We start from the raw sequence: 14,162 nt of genomic DNA on the forward strand, positions 1-14,162 counted from the left end.
CTCTCAGATCACGCCCATCTCCCCGAGCCGCTCGGGGAGGTAGGTGTCGGTGACGAAGTCGAGGCCGCGGCTCGCGAGCGACTGCTGTTCGGACTTCTTCCCGATGTCGAGCTGGAGCTCGATCTGCTCTTCCCAGTAGTCGGTCTGGAAGCGCGGGTCCTCCAGCTCGGATTCCAGGGCGTTGACGTCCGAGTCGGAGAGCGGGTCCGAAGGCAGGTCGTACTCGACGATGTCCTCCGGCTGGATCCCGATGAACCGCGCCTCGGGCGTCGCGAGGTACTTCGAGAGGTGCGCGGACTTGATCGAGCCGTACGCCACGGAGCCGTAGATCCGGTAGGACCACGGGTCGCCGTCCGTGAACACCACCACGGGGAGGTCCAGCTCGTCGCGGAACCGCTTCGTCAGCCGGCGCGTGGCGCGCGCGGGCTGGCCGCCGAGGTGGACGACGAGGGCGTCGTGTTCCTCGTCGAACCCGTTCTCGACGAGCCGGTCGCGCATCCCGCCGGTCTCGACGCAGAGGACGAACTCGGCGTCGTTATCGAGGAACTCGATCGTGTCCGGGTTGTTGGGAATCTGGTAGCCCCCCTGCCCCACGTCGAGCTGGCAGTGGATCTCGCGGTCGCCGCGGTTGGTCTGCTCGCGGATCTCCAGGGGCCCCATCACCTTCGCGCCCGACTCCTCCGGGCGCATGTGGAAGTCCTCGCGGGTGACGCCCGTGACGATTTCGAGGTCCTCCACGAGGTCGTTCGACTCGTCTTGGCTCTTGAACTGCGCCTCGTCGTTGTCCCACGACTCCGAGAGGTAGTACAGCTCACGCAGCGTCGACGAGCGGTCGTCGTCGAGCTGGTCCGCGAGGAACTCGATCGTGTAGGCGGCCTTCAGCAGCTTGCGCGCGCCCCGCACCGAGTTGGCGCTGCGCGTCGACGTGCGGTCGCCGTAGGTCCAGACGCCGCTCGCCTCGTCGTACTCGATGTTGCTCTTCGTCCGGGTGGGCAGCGTCATCTCGGGGATCTCCCCGGCCGCGAACTGGTCGTAGAAGTCCGCCGCCAGGTCGATCAGCTCGTCTCGTGCGTCGCTTTCGGTCGTCATTTAATCGTTCACCGTGAGTTTCTCGGTCTCCACGCCGCCGACGCTGACCTCGAACTCGGGGTTGCCGTCGACCGCGTACGTCAGTTCCCGCTCGTCGCCCGAGGGCACCTCGGGCTTCCATTGCACGAACCACTCGCCGTCCATGTCGACCACCGTCCCGTCGGAGAGGTCCGTCGGCTCCGTCGAGACGATGTCCGTGATCTCGAGCTGCTCGTTCACGTCCGAGTGGTTCTCCACGACGAGCGTCACCGCCTCGCCGTCCACCTCGCGCTCGACGCTGACGTTGTTCATGATCCGCGCCAGCGCGCCGTCGATGTCGGGGCGCGACCGGCCCGTCACCTCCGAGACCTTGTCGGCCATCTCGGGGAGGATGCGGCCGAGCACGTCCTGTTTCTCCCGGCGCTGTTGCATCGAGCGCCGCTTGTTGAGGAACGACTTCAGCTCGCGGGCCGCCTCGCGGACGGCCAGTTCGATTTCGTCTTCGATCGCCGGGACGTTCGCGAGGGCGTCCTTCGACTCGCTCGTGAACGGGACGTTCGTGGAGGCGACGTGGATGCTAATGACCGCGGGGCCGTTCGGCATCCCGGAGCCGCCGGGCTGGTCTAACCCGTAGTTGCGCCACCCGATCGACTTGATCACGTCCGTCGTCGCGCAGGCCCCGCGCTGGTAGACGAGCGGGACGCGGTTCGCGAACCGGAGCAGCTCGACGGACCCCTCCGACGGAATCTCCCCGCCGTAGGCGATGCCGGCCTCGACGATGAACGGGTCGCCGCCGTGGACGTCGGCGTCGCGGGTCGCGGCCGCGTAGAAGTCGGCGTCGTACTCCTTCCGCAGGCCGGCCTCGACCAGCTCGGCCGTGATCGGCGCGAGGCAGTCGGTCGGCGGCGCGAGGATGTCCGTCGTCCGCATCGCCTCCAGCAGGTCGGCGGCGGCGTCGCGGCTCCCCGCGATAGAGCTCACCTTCGGCGGGTCGTCGGGGACCGTCCGCGCCCGGGACCAGAACGCCTCGACGACGTTCTCGCGCGCCGTCTCCCCGAAAGTGGCGTCGCGCTGTTCCGCGACGAACGACGCCGCGTCCGCGACGAGCCGTTCGAGGTCGTCGCGGGCGATCCGGAACGCGTCGCCGTCGAGGTTCCCGAACCGGCGCGCGAGCGCCTCGGCCATCGCCTGGACCGCTTCGTCGTCCTTCCGCGTCGAGGTCGCCTCGTCGACGAGCGCGTAGGCGTCGGGGACGAGCGGCGACTCCTCGGCGTCGTCGGCCTCGTCGGCGCCCCCGCTCTCGTCGCCACCGTCGGAGTCGGCGGCCTCGCCGCTCTCGCCGCCGAGACCCGTGACCGCCCGCCACGCGGCGTCGACCGCGTTCTCGCGGACGGTCCCGCCGAACGTCTTGCCCGTGTCGGCCGCGACCGTCTCCGCGACCTCGTCGACGATTCCGGCGAGTTCGGACCGGGTGAGCCGGTCGTTGTTCGAAACCGTCTCCGCGACGCCCTCCGCGAAGGCGGTCGTCGCGTCCTTCCCCTTGTTGGCGACCGCCTCCGCGACCGCGCCCGCGACGTCGCGGTCGTCGTGCGCGCGCGGCGTCGACCACGACAGCTCGCGGCCGTAGTAGACGTCGCGGAAGTTGTCGATCACGCTGTCGGCGGTCTTCTTGCCGACCCGGGTGAACTCCTCTTGGAGGAACCCGGAGACGGAGTACGACTCGGTCGCCTCCAGCATCTTGATCAGCGACCCGAGCTCGACGCCGTGGGGGTGCGGGCGGATCTCCTCCGTCTCCGCCGGCAGCTCGTCGGTCGCGCGCTCGAACTTCAGCGGCTCGTCTAACCCCGGCTCGCGGAGTTCGAGCCGCGCGTGGGGATTGACGACCGCGGTGTGTTTCACGTAGTCGTGGAGCTGCTGGCGGGCGCGCATGTTCGCCTCCATCTCCAGCTCGATCCGGGTGCCGTGGGGGCGGTCCCACGTCGTCTCCTCGTCGGCCTGGATCTCCGGCTCGTTCGTGTCCGTGTCGATGATCAGCTCGAAGTACTGCGCGCGCGACTGCCCCTTCGGGCGCGAGGTGATCTTCGCGGGCTGGCCGGAGGTCAGCTGCGAGTACAGCACGGCCGCCGAGATGCCGATTCCCTGTTGGCCGCGACTGTTTTTCACGCTCAGTGCGCCCTCGTTGGAGACGACGAAGTTTTCATCAGTCCCGGATTCGCCCGGAACGGAGATGTCGTACACGTGCTCCGGCGGCTCGGTCTCGGTTACGTTCTTCACCGAGAGCAGGCACATGTCCGTGTCCGTGATTCCGTGTAGGTCGGTGACTGTTTCCCAGAGCGAATCGAGCAAACCTGTCGCGAAGCCGGCGTCGTCGAGGAGCCCGTACTCCTGAAGGTTGTGTGCGTACCTCGGCTCGTCGATCTGATCCCCGTCCAGAGCGCGTTCGATCAGTGAGGCGTAGGTCTCCGCGTGTTCTCGGTTCGATCCGATTCCGGCACCCGTCAGCAATCCGGGAATCGTGTCGGGTACCGTTTCAGTGTCGGCGTCGCTGACACGCACGTCGTCGAGTAGCGCGGTCGGGACTCGCTTGTACTGCTGTGTCCGCGGGGAATCCGAGCTTTTGAGCGCATCGACGGTATCGATGTCGGACCCGTACACCTTCGTCCGGTACTTCGTGGAGATACCGTCGCCGTACCCGTCGCTGTCTTCCGAAACCTCCGTACTCGCGAGGACGCCCTGCATGTTCCAGAGCGTCGAGACCTGACGAGCTAACGTCTCGCTTCGCGTCGTGTGAGACAGTTCGTTGCTCGGGTGCGAATCGGACCCGTCTCCCTCGTAGAGCGCTCCGATAAACCGGCGCTGGAGGTCCGGATCGAGGTCGAAGACGAAGCCCGGAACGCGCTTATTATCGGCGGCATCGCCGCAGACGGATTTCAAGAACAGCGCCAGCGGCGAGCCGAACGCCTTCACGCGCGTCGAGTTGCGCTCTCGTTCGACTGTCGTCGTCGCTCCACCGATCGTCTGTACCGCCTGTTCCGTCGCTTCGATCAGATCCGATTCGTGGCTTCCGAACGTGAATCCGACTTGTCGCGGTCCCGCGTGTCCCTCGGACACGTAGTACGCCAGCATCTCGACCAACGACTCGTCGACCGGGAGCGACACCGGAAGCGTCGTCTCGTCGCCGCCGACCCGGTACGTCTTGAAATCGCAGTCGGCTGCTTTCTCTTCCCAACCGAGTTCCAAGACCGTCTCCGCCGGGAGATACCCTTTCTGGAGGTAGTTCTGGTCGAGGCTGTCCTTCAGGATCTCGACACCGTCGTATCGGTAATACGTGCGCTTTCGGTCGCTTTCGCCCGTCGGTTTCCGGCGAACCGTCTCTTCGGTCTGGAGCTGCTTGAGCGTCTCTTGTTCGAAACCGTAGACGTAGACACGCCGATCGGCAAACTCCCCGCGGTCGACGTGCTCGAGGAGATTGATCTCCTCGACGGTCCGATCGGTCGACGGTAGCGTGCGGGGCGTGAGGAGCGTGTCTCCGGATTCGAGTTCGCCGGCTTTTACCTCCTGTGTGTCTCCGTTCGAGTCGACGCTGAACACGCTGTGGTTCCCGGTGACCTCGACGGTTCTCCCCTTCTGGGTCTCTATCTCGTAGGTACGTTCGTCCGTTTCGTGACGGATCGCGTGAGTGACCGGCTGCCAGCTCATTTCCTGCGTCTCGCGATTGAAGGATGGAACTTCAATCGCGTCGGGGATCGGAGCAGTCGCGTCACCGTCTCCCGAGAGGTACGCGTCACAGAGTACCCCGATAGGGATGTACTCCACGTTTCCGTCCCGTCTAATGAGCAGTTGTTGGTCCGAAGTCAGCGATTGCTCACGGGCGTGGAACCGACTCCCGTACAGCAGCTTCCCGAACACTTTCGGGAGCTGTTCTTTGGTGATGCCCGGCCCGTTGTCCTCGATGACGAGCCGGTAGTAGTCGCCCACCTCCTCTATCTCGATGTAGATGTCGGGGAGGTACCCGGCCTCCTCGGTCGCGTCTAAGGCGTTGTCGACCGCCTCCTTGACGGCGGTGACGAGCCCGCGGGCGCCCGAGTCGAACCCGAGCATGTGTTTGTTCTTCTCGAAGAACTCGGCGATGGAGATCTCGCGCTGGCCCTCGGCCAGCTCCTCCGCGATCCCCTCCTCGTCGCCGATCGTCGACTGGAAGGACGTCATTCGGTATTCCTCTTTTCCCCCGAGGCACCTAAAAACGCACCGGCGGCGGGGTGAAAGTGGATCTCCGCGGCAGACGACCTCTCGCCGCCCCGTTCGGGAACGTGTCGCACGGGAGACGACGTCCGATCCGGCCGACAGGTTTCTCCCCGTGACGCCCCTTCGTCCGACCATGACAGCGTGGACGGCCAGAGAGATGCCGCGGCTGGATGGAAAGACGGTCGTCGTTACCGGCGCGAACAGCGGGCTGGGGTTCGAGGGGACCCGCGCGTTCGCCGCGAGGGGGGCGACCGTCGTGATGGCGTGCCGGAGCGTCGAGCGCGGCGAGGAGGCGGCCCGCGAGATCCGCGTCGACGCGGGGGGCGAGGCGGACGGCGAACTCGACGTCCGCGAGTGCGACCTCGCCTCCCTCGACTCGGTGGCGGCGTTCGTCGAGGGCCTCGGAGACGACTACGACGCGGTCGACGTCCTCTGTAACAACGCGGGCGTGATGGCAATCCCGCGGAGCGAGACCGAGGACGGGTTCGAGACGCAGTTCGGCGTCAACCACCTCGGGCACTTCGCGCTCACCGGCAGGCTGTTCGACCTCCTCGACGCCGCCGACGGCATCGACGGCGACGCGCGCGTCGTCACGCAGTCGTCGGGCGCCCACGAGCAGGGCGAGATGGACTTCTCCGACCTCAACTGGGAGGAGTCGTACGGCAAGTGGAAGGCGTACGGGCGCAGCAAGCTCTCGAACCTACTGTTCGCCTACGAGCTACAGCGCCGCCTCGACGCGGCGCGCGGCGACAGCGACGAGGGTGACGGCCCGGGGATCCGCAGCGTCGCCTGCCACCCCGGCTACACCGACACGAACCTCCAGATGCGCACCGCGGCCGAGAGCGGGAACCCCCTCATGAAGGTCGGGATGAGGGCCGCGAACGCGGTGCTGGGGCAGGACCCCGAGACGGGCGCCGAGCCGATGCTGTACGCCGCGACGACCGACGTCGACGGCGGCGCCTACGTCGAGCCGGGCGGGCTGATGAACATGCGTGGCCACCCGACCGTCGGCCGGTCGAACGACGCCTCCTACGACCGCGAGGACGCCCGGCGGCTCTGGGAGTACTCGACGGAGGCGACCGGCGTCGAGTTCCCGCTGTAGGCGGTGCTCGGGGCGACCCGCCCCTAGTGGAGCGTCCCCTCCCGCACGTGCGCGTCGTGCGCGAACAGCGCGTATCCCACGTCGACCGCGCGGCGGCCGCTCTCGGCCGCTATCTCGCGGATCGGCCCGATCATCGTCACGTAGTCGGCGGCGTCGAAGCTCTCTTTCCGGCCGTCGAGGTAGCCAAGTCGCTCTAAGGACGCCCAGACGCGCGTGTCGACGACGGCGTGGCGGTCGCCGTCGAGCGCGGCCAGCACGCACGACGCGGTCGGCGCCTTGAACCCGGAGAGCCCGGAGAGGAGGTGGATCGACGAGAAGTCGCCGTCGACCGCGCGGGCGTTTCGGGTCACCTCCCGACACCGGGACTCCGGGTTCTTCTCGACGTGGTAGGCGCTCCGCGTGGAGGACTCGTAGGCGATCTCGTACAGCTGGTCTCGGGTCAGGTGCCCCTGCGACCGGTACGTCTCCCCGAACCCGTCGAGCCGTTCGGGGAGGACCCCCTGTGTCTCGGCGTAGCGGTCGAGGTTCTCCGCGACGAACGCGTCGAGGCCGTCCGGGAGCGCGTGCGGGTCGTCGGTCTCCATGCGGAGCGCTCCTCGCCGGACGACCAAAACGACGGCGGCGCCGCTCGGAGCGTGAATATACGAGGACTCGTTTCGAGAGCTGTCCGAGTTCGCCGGTAGCGGATATCGCCGGGCGAGCTACAGCCGAGTGAGGTTCGTCGCGCGCGGACCCTTGTCCGCCTCCTCGATCTCGAACTCTACCTCCTGTCCCTCCTCGAGGTCCGGGCCGCCGACGTCTTCCATGTGGAAGAACACGTCCTCGTCAGCGTCGTCAGTCTCGATGAATCCGTAGCCGCCAGTGTCGTTGAAGAAGTCGACCTTGCCTGTCGCCATCGCGTCTCGATACTCTCCCGACGTGGTCATAAGTGTTGTGTGCGCCGCTTCCGACCGACGAGACCGGATCGAATTCGAACTCGCCGGGCGTCAGCTTTCGATTCCAAATTACGGGCCACCTCAGTCTTTGGTTTCGAATGGGAAAACGCACTAAGTGTGTATCCCGTAGTACCACATAAGATGAGCACCAGAACCACTCGCCTCGACATCACGGGGATGAGCTGCGCCAACTGCTCGGCGGCCGTCGGCGACGCCGTGGAGTCGCTCGACGGGGTCTCGCGGGCGGACGCGAACTACGCCACCGACGAGGCGAGCGTCGAGTACGACCCGGAAGAAACGTCGCTCGCGGACATCTACGACGCGATAGAGGATGGAGGCTACGGCGCCGTCTCCGAGACCGCGACCGTCGCGATCACCGACATGTCGTGCGCGAACTGCGCCGACGCCAACCGCGACGCGCTCGAAGCCGTGCCGGGCGTCGTCGAGGCCGACGTGAACTACGCGACCGACGAGGCGCAGGTGCGGTACAACCCCGCCGACACGTCGCGGTCGGCGCTGTACGACGCCGTCGAGGACGCGGGCTACTCGCCGGTCCGCGAGGGCGAGGGCGGCGACGGCGAGGGCGCCGACGGGGGGAGCGAAGACTCCGACGAGAGCGCGCGCGACGCGGCCCGGAACGCCGAGATCCGCAAACAGCTCCGGCTGACGCTGTTCGGCGCCGCGCTGTCGGCGCCCCTACTCTTCTTCATCGTCGACAACCTCCTCCTCGGCGGGGCTATCGTGCCCGACGGCGTCTCCGGCCTCGACATCCACTGGGTCGCGTTCGCGCTCGCGACGCCGGTCCAGGTCGTGCTCGGCCGGCCGTTCTACGTGAACTCCTACAAGGCGCTCGTCACGAACGGCCGCGCCAACATGGACGTGCTGATCGCCCTCGGTTCGACGACGGCGTACGTCTACTCCGTCGCCGTCCTCCTCGACCTGGTCGCCGGGAGCGTCTACTTCGACACGGCCGCGCTGATCCTCGTCTTCATCACCCTCGGCAACTACCTCGAAGCCCGCTCGAAGGGGCAGGCCGGCGACGCGCTCCGGAAGCTGCTGGAGATGGAGGCGGACACCGCCACCCTCGTCGACGGGGACGGGACCGAGCGCGAGGTCCCGATCGACGAGGTCGCGGTCGGCGACCGGATGAAGGTCCGGCCCGGCGAGCAGGTCCCGACCGACGGCGTCGTCGTCGACGGGCAGTCCGCGGTCGACGAGTCGATGGTGACCGGCGAGTCCGTCCCAGTCGAGAAGACCGAGGGCGACGAGGTCGTCGGCTCCACCATCAACGAGAACGGCCTGCTCGTCGTCGAGGCGACGAAGGTCGGCGCCGACACCGCGCTCCAGCAGATCGTTCAGACGGTGAAGGAGGCGCAGTCCCGCCAGCCCGACATCCAGAACCTCGCGGACCGCATCTCCGCGTACTTCGTGCCCGCGGTCATCGCGAACGCGCTGTTTTGGGGCGTCGTCTGGTTCGCCTTCCCCGAGGCGCTCGCCGGGTTCGTCGACTGGATCCCGCTGTGGGGGCAGGTCGCGGGCGGACCCGCCCCGACCGGCGGCACCGTCTCGACCTTCGAGTTCGCGATCGTCGTCTTCGCCTCGTCGGTCCTGATCGCGTGCCCCTGCGCGCTCGGGCTGGCGACCCCGGCCGCGACGATGGTCGGGACCACCATCGGGGCGCAAAACGGCGTCCTGTTCAAGGGCGGCGACGTGCTCGAACGCGCCAAGGACGTCGACACCGTCGTCTTCGACAAGACGGGGACGCTCACGAAAGGCGAGATGGAGCTCACCGACGTCGCCGCGGTCGGTGACGAGACGCTCCCCGACGGCGGCGCGCTCGCCGAGGACGCGGCGGGCGGTGACCCGTCGAGGACGGAGGGCGACGCGGCGACTCGTACGGGGAGCGACGGGGACGAGGTCCTCCGGCTCGCCGCGAGCGCGGAGCGCGGCAGCGAACACCCGCTCGCCCGCGCGATCGTCGACGGCGCGGAGGCGCGCGGACTCGACCTCAGCGACCCCGCGGCGTTCGAGAACGTCCCCGGCCACGGGGTGAAAGCGACCGTCGAGGGCGACGAGGTGCTGGTCGGCAACCGGAAGCTGCTTCGCGACAACGGGGTCGACCCCTCGCCCGCCGCGGAGACGATGGAGCGCCTCGAACGCGAGGGGAAGACGGCGATGCTCGTCGCCCGGGTCCGCGCCGACGCGGACGGCGGCGAACTCCTCGGCGTCGTCGCCGACGCCGACACGGTGAAACCGACCGCTTCGGAGGCGGTGAGCGAACTCCGCGAGCGCGGCGTCGACGTGATGATGATCACGGGCGACAACGAGCGGACCGCCCGCGCCGTCGCGGAGCGGGTCGGCATCGACCCCGAGAACGTCCGCGCCGGCGTCCTCCCCGAGGACAAGTCCGACGCGGTCGAGGAGATACAGGCCGACGGCCGCCGGGCGATGATGGTCGGTGACGGCGTCAACGACGCGCCGGCGCTCGCGGTCGCGTACGTCGGCACCGCCATCGGCTCCGGGACCGACGTGGCCATCGAGGCCGCGGACGTGACGCTGATGCGCGACGACCCGCTGGACGTGGTGAAGGCGATCCGCGTCTCCGACGCGACGCTCCAGAAGATCAAACAGAACCTCGTGTGGGCGCTCGGCTACAACACGGCGATGATCCCGCTCGCGTCGCTCGGGCTGCTCCAGCCCGTCCTCGCGGCCGGGGCGATGGCGGTCTCGTCGGTGTCCGTGCTGACGAACAGCCTCCTCTTCCGCCGGTACGACCCCGACGGCGACTACAGGCTCCTCGGGTTCCTCCGGCGCTGAGCGCGGGCCGCCTCCGTTTTTCCCGAAACCCCAAGACGGCCCGGCACGTACGCCGGCGTATGTCGACCCTCCTCGTCGTCGGCGGTAGCGGCTTCATCGGGCGCGACGTCTGTCGGTTCGCGGTCCGCGACGGACACGAGGTCCGCAGCGTCTCGCGCGGCGGACGTCCCGACGTCGACGAAGAGTGGGTGGACGCCGTCTCGTGGACGAGCGCCGACCTCTTCCGCCCGAACGCGTGGCGCGACCGACTCGCCGGCGTCGACGCCGTGGTCCACTCGGTCGGGACGCTCACCGAGGCGCCGACGGACGGGGTCACCTTCGAGCGCGTCAACGGCGACGCGGCGATCCTCGCGGCGCTGGAGGCCGAGCGCGCCGGCGTCGACGCGTTCGTCCTCCTCTCGGCGGCGGCGAAACCGCCGGGCGTCCGGAACGCCTACCTCGACGCCAAGCGGCGCGCCGAGGCCTCCATTGTCGACCTCGACCTCGACGACGTCACGCTCCGACCGGGACCGGTGTACGGCGAGGGACAGCCGCACCTCCCCGGCGTTGCCGACCGGGTCCTCCGGTTCGTCGCGAGCGCGCGCCCCCTCGCGTCGCGGCTGGGCGAGTCGCGACCGCTCTCCGTCGACACCGTCGCGCGCGCGACGTACCGGGCCGCGCTGGACCCGGGCGAGCGGCTGCTCGACGTGTCTGACATCCGGGACCTCGCCGGGTGACGGAGCGGAGAAAGCGGGACTCGCGGGTCCGATCAGCGCGCGCTGCGCTCTTTGGCCATCTCCAGCGAGATGAAGAAGCCGAAGTACGCCGGGATCCCCGCGAGCATGAACATGTACAGCACCCACCGCGGGGCCATCGGGAAGGCGAAGTCGTACAGCAGCGACGCCAGCCCCACCCACGCGAGCGCGAACAGCAGGTCCTGCAGCATTCCGGTGCCGTTCTCGCTGAGCACGTTCCGGGCGCGGTCGGCCACGCTCGGGCCGGTCCGCTCGTCGTCTTGGGTCTCCGCGGCGTCCGAGTCGGGCATGAACTGAGTGTGTGCTGGGGGGTTACGTCGGTGTTGCGGAATCGCGCGGCGTCGACCGCGCGACGGAACGGATCGCGTGGCGGAGCGTCCGACCCCGGAGCGACGACCTCAGTCCTCGTCGAGGTAGTCGACGACGAGGACGGGGACGTGCGTCGAGCGCAGGGTGCGCTCCGTGACGCTGCCCAGCAGCGCGCGGCGCACGCCGGCGCGGCCGTGGCTCCCCATAACGATGAGGTCGATGCCGTTGTCCTCGGCGTAGTTGGCGATCACCTTGTGCGGCCGACCGCCCGAGACGTGTTCGACAACGTCGACGCCGCGTTCGTCGCCGCGCGCCGCGACCACGCCGGTCGCCTCGTCCGCCTGGTCTTTCAGCTCTCCCATCTCGTCGAACCGGCCCTGCTTGAGCCGGTCGACCTGTTCGGTTCCGAGGCTGAAGTTCACGGAGTCGATGTCGACCACGTACAGCGCGTGGACCTCGGCGTCGTACTTCGCGGCGAGGTCGAGCGCGTGGTCGACCGCCGCCTCCGCGACGTCGCTTCCGTCCGTGGGGACGAGGATGCGTTCGTACATTATCGCTCCTCCGTGGCTTCGTCGCCGTCAACTGCGCGGTCACCCTCGGCGGCCGCGTCGTCAACTGCGCGGTCACCCTCGGCGGCCGCGTCGTCAACTGCGCGGCCGCCGTCCGTCGCCACGTCCTCGCCGCCGTCGGCGGCGACGACGTCCTCGGCGGTCTCCTGTTGCCCCATCGGTTCGGGGCTGTGACACTGCCGGACGATCCGCTTCGTCTCCAGCGACGGCTCGTCGGTCGCCATCGAGACGACGATGGTGACGACGAACACGACCGGGAGCGTGATGAGCGCCGAGCCGATGGCGGGCATCCACGTCGCGAGTCCCGCCGACAGCGGCGCCTCGAGGGAGCCGATGTACGTCGGGACAATCTCGTTTATCATCGGGAGCGACCAGAGGGTGAGTCCGGTCGTCATCCCGGCGAGCGCGCCCTGCCGGTTGGCGTTCTCCCACCACATGCCGAGGAAGAACATCGGGAACAGCACGGAGCCGGCGAGCGAGAACGCGTAGCCCACGAGCGCGGCGATCGAGGACGCGGGGTTGAGCGCCGCAAGCGTGGTCAGCGCGCCCAGCGCGACGATCGAGAGGCGGCCGACGAGGATCTGCTGACGCTGCGTCGCGTCCTCGTTGATGATGTTCGTGTAGATGTCGTGGCTGATGGCCGAGGAGCCGGCGATGAACAGCCCGGCGACCGTCGCGATGGCCGCGGCGATACCGCCCGCCGCGACGATGCCGACGAACCAGGACGGGAGCCCCGACAGCTGCGCCGCCAGCACGACGATGACCTCGCTGGCCGCGCTCGTCATGCCGGGGTCGCCGTACGTCGCGCCGACGTTCTGCGAGTAGAGGTCGGTGCCGAACGCCGCGAACGCCGGAGCGCTCCAGTAGAGGATACAGATGAAGAACAGCCCCCAGACCGTCGACCAGCGGGCCGTCCGCTCGCTCTCGACCGTGTAGAACCGGACGAGCACGTGCGGGAGCCCGCAGGTGCCGACGATCAGCGAGAACGTCGTCGCGACCCAGAGGTAGTAGCTCGACGAGGCGAACGGCTCAGAGAACTCGCTGCCGAGCTGGCTGATCAGCGCGCCGTACTCCAGCTGCGGCAGCACCGTCGAGTAGCCGTTGGTGTAGCCGACGACGAACAGCCCGACGACGAACGCCAAGATCAGGATGACGTACTGGACCGCCTGGTTCTTCGTGGCGCCCAGCATGCCGGACAGCGTCAGGTAGGCGACGGTGACGACCATCATAGCGACGACCATCACCTGATACCCGTCTAAGCCGGGGACGTACGCCCCGTAGTTACCGAAGATGTACAGCCCGACGAGCGCCATCCCCTTCGCCTGCCCGATGGCGTAGACGAAGCCGATGAGGAACGTCGTCACCGCCGCGATGGCGCGCGCGGTGTCGGAGTTGAACCGGTCCCCGACGAAGTCCGGCGCCGTGTACTTCCCGAACCGCCGCAGCTGCGCGGCGAGGAAGATGAGCAGGATGAAGTAGCCCGTCGTCCAGCCGACGACGTAGACGAGGCCGTAGAACCCCGCGAGCGCGATGGACGCCGCCATCCCGAGGTACGACGCGGCCGACATCCAGTTGGCGCCGATCGCCATCCCGTTCTCGACGTTCCCGATGGACCGACCGGCGACCCACATGTTCTCGGTGTCGGCCACGCGGAAGACGAACCCGATGGTGAGGAACAGCCCCAACATCGCGATGACGAGGACCGACGGCCCTAGCTTGAACGAGATGTCGAGGGCCTCCGGGAGCAGGTCGCTCTGCAAGAGCAGCGAAGCGCCCGTCATTCGTCGACCCCTCCGTCGGTCGCGGCGACGTCAGTGTGCTCGATACCGTACTTCTCGTCGAGCGCGTCCCGCTTCCGCGAGTACCAGAACGCGAGGAGTAGCGCGCTGGTCGGCGCGCCGAACGCGACGAGGAAGTAGTGAAGCGGGAAGCCCAGTATCGGCATCGTCTGCGTCATCGGTTCGGTCGCGATCCGCGTCAGGGTGACCGGTCCCCACACCGCGAGCACCCAGATCGCGAACCCCGTCCAGACGATACGGAGGTGGTCGCGCATGTACGGCGTGCTCGGATTCAGGATGTTCACCTCCGCTCCGAGGTAGTCGGTGTCGTTGTGCGCCTGTGCGGCTCCCGAGGCGACGCCGCCGTCGGTGGCCGCGTCGTCGCGTGCGCGGCCACCATCGGTCGCCGCGTCGTCGCGTGCGCGGCCACCATCGGTCGCCGCGTCGTTAGGTGCGCGGCCACCATCGGTCGCCGCGTCGTCTCGTTCGCGTGAGGTATTCTCTGTCATGTTTTGGCGTGTGTTGTGGATTCGTTTATATGATTTTTTCGTGATGTTTGCCGTCGTCTCGTCCGTCGTGGTCGTCGGTGGAACGGTTGGAAAACG

The 14,162-nt window shown here is 68.2% G+C and carries 11 protein-coding genes; 3 read left to right on the plus strand and 8 right to left on the minus strand.

Going from position 1 to position 14,162, the window contains the following annotated elements; translation table 11 throughout:
• Positions 1–3 precede the first annotated feature (3 nt).
• Positions 4–1,089, minus strand: a complete 1,086-nt coding sequence (locus KI388_RS05210) for a DNA topoisomerase IV subunit A (RefSeq protein ID WP_215088305.1) — start codon at positions 1,087–1,089, stop codon at positions 4–6.
• Positions 1,090–5,277 carry an ATP-binding protein gene (locus KI388_RS15625; RefSeq protein ID WP_215088306.1) on the minus strand — a complete coding sequence of 1,396 codons (4,188 nt, stop codon included), beginning with the start codon at positions 5,275–5,277 and terminating at the stop codon, positions 1,090–1,092.
• A gap of 169 nt (positions 5,278–5,446) precedes the next feature.
• Here KI388_RS15625 and KI388_RS05220 point away from each other — a divergent pair, with 169 nt between their 5' ends.
• Positions 5,447–6,415, plus strand: a complete 969-nt coding sequence (locus KI388_RS05220) for an oxidoreductase (protein WP_215088307.1) — start codon at positions 5,447–5,449, stop codon at positions 6,413–6,415.
• Between the two features lie 23 nt (positions 6,416–6,438).
• On the opposite strand, the gene KI388_RS05225 is transcribed toward KI388_RS05220, so the two are convergent.
• Positions 6,439–6,999: a hypothetical protein gene (locus KI388_RS05225; protein WP_215088308.1), complete on the minus strand. Its 561-nt coding sequence runs from the start codon at positions 6,997–6,999 to the stop codon at positions 6,439–6,441.
• Between the two features lie 117 nt (positions 7,000–7,116).
• Positions 7,117–7,311 carry a cold-shock protein gene (locus KI388_RS05230; RefSeq protein ID WP_004045866.1) on the minus strand — a complete coding sequence of 65 codons (195 nt, stop codon included), beginning with the start codon at positions 7,309–7,311 and terminating at the stop codon, positions 7,117–7,119.
• Between the two features lie 180 nt (positions 7,312–7,491).
• Here KI388_RS05230 and KI388_RS05235 point away from each other — a divergent pair, with 180 nt between their 5' ends.
• Both KI388_RS05235 and KI388_RS05240 read left to right on the plus strand, forming a co-directional pair.
• The gene (locus KI388_RS05235; RefSeq protein ID WP_215088309.1) at positions 7,492–10,167 is read left to right on the plus strand and encodes a heavy metal translocating P-type ATPase; all 2,676 of its coding nucleotides are present in this window, start codon (positions 7,492–7,494) and stop codon (positions 10,165–10,167) included.
• A 59-nt stretch (positions 10,168–10,226) separates the two neighbouring features.
• A complete protein-coding gene (locus KI388_RS05240; RefSeq protein ID WP_215088310.1) occupies positions 10,227–10,883 on the plus strand; it encodes an NAD-dependent epimerase/dehydratase family protein in 657 nt (218 codons plus the stop codon).
• Positions 10,884–10,915: 32 nt separating this feature from the next.
• Here KI388_RS05240 and KI388_RS05245 read toward each other — a convergent pair whose 3' ends face one another.
• The 4 genes from KI388_RS05245 to KI388_RS05260 form a co-directional block, all read right to left on the minus strand.
• Positions 10,916–11,191, minus strand: coding sequence for a hypothetical protein (locus tag KI388_RS05245; RefSeq protein WP_215088311.1), 276 nt, complete (start codon positions 11,189–11,191; stop codon positions 10,916–10,918).
• Between the two features lie 108 nt (positions 11,192–11,299).
• The gene (locus tag KI388_RS05250) at positions 11,300–11,761 is read right to left on the minus strand and encodes a universal stress protein (RefSeq protein WP_215088312.1); all 462 of its coding nucleotides are present in this window, start codon (positions 11,759–11,761) and stop codon (positions 11,300–11,302) included.
• Positions 11,761–13,560, minus strand: a complete 1,800-nt coding sequence (locus KI388_RS05255) for a VC_2705 family sodium/solute symporter (protein ID WP_215088313.1) — start codon at positions 13,558–13,560, stop codon at positions 11,761–11,763. Before KI388_RS05255 ends, KI388_RS05250 begins: the two co-directional genes overlap by 1 nt.
• On the minus strand, positions 13,557–14,066 hold the full coding sequence (locus tag KI388_RS05260) for a DUF4212 domain-containing protein (protein WP_215088314.1): 510 nt from the start codon (positions 14,064–14,066) through the stop codon (positions 13,557–13,559). Before KI388_RS05260 ends, KI388_RS05255 begins: the two co-directional genes overlap by 4 nt.
• Positions 14,067–14,162: the final 96 nt, after the last annotated feature.

Source organism: Halorubrum sp. 2020YC2 (assembly GCF_018623055.1).
In the GTDB taxonomy this organism is placed as follows: domain Archaea; phylum Halobacteriota; class Halobacteria; order Halobacteriales; family Haloferacaceae; genus Halorubrum.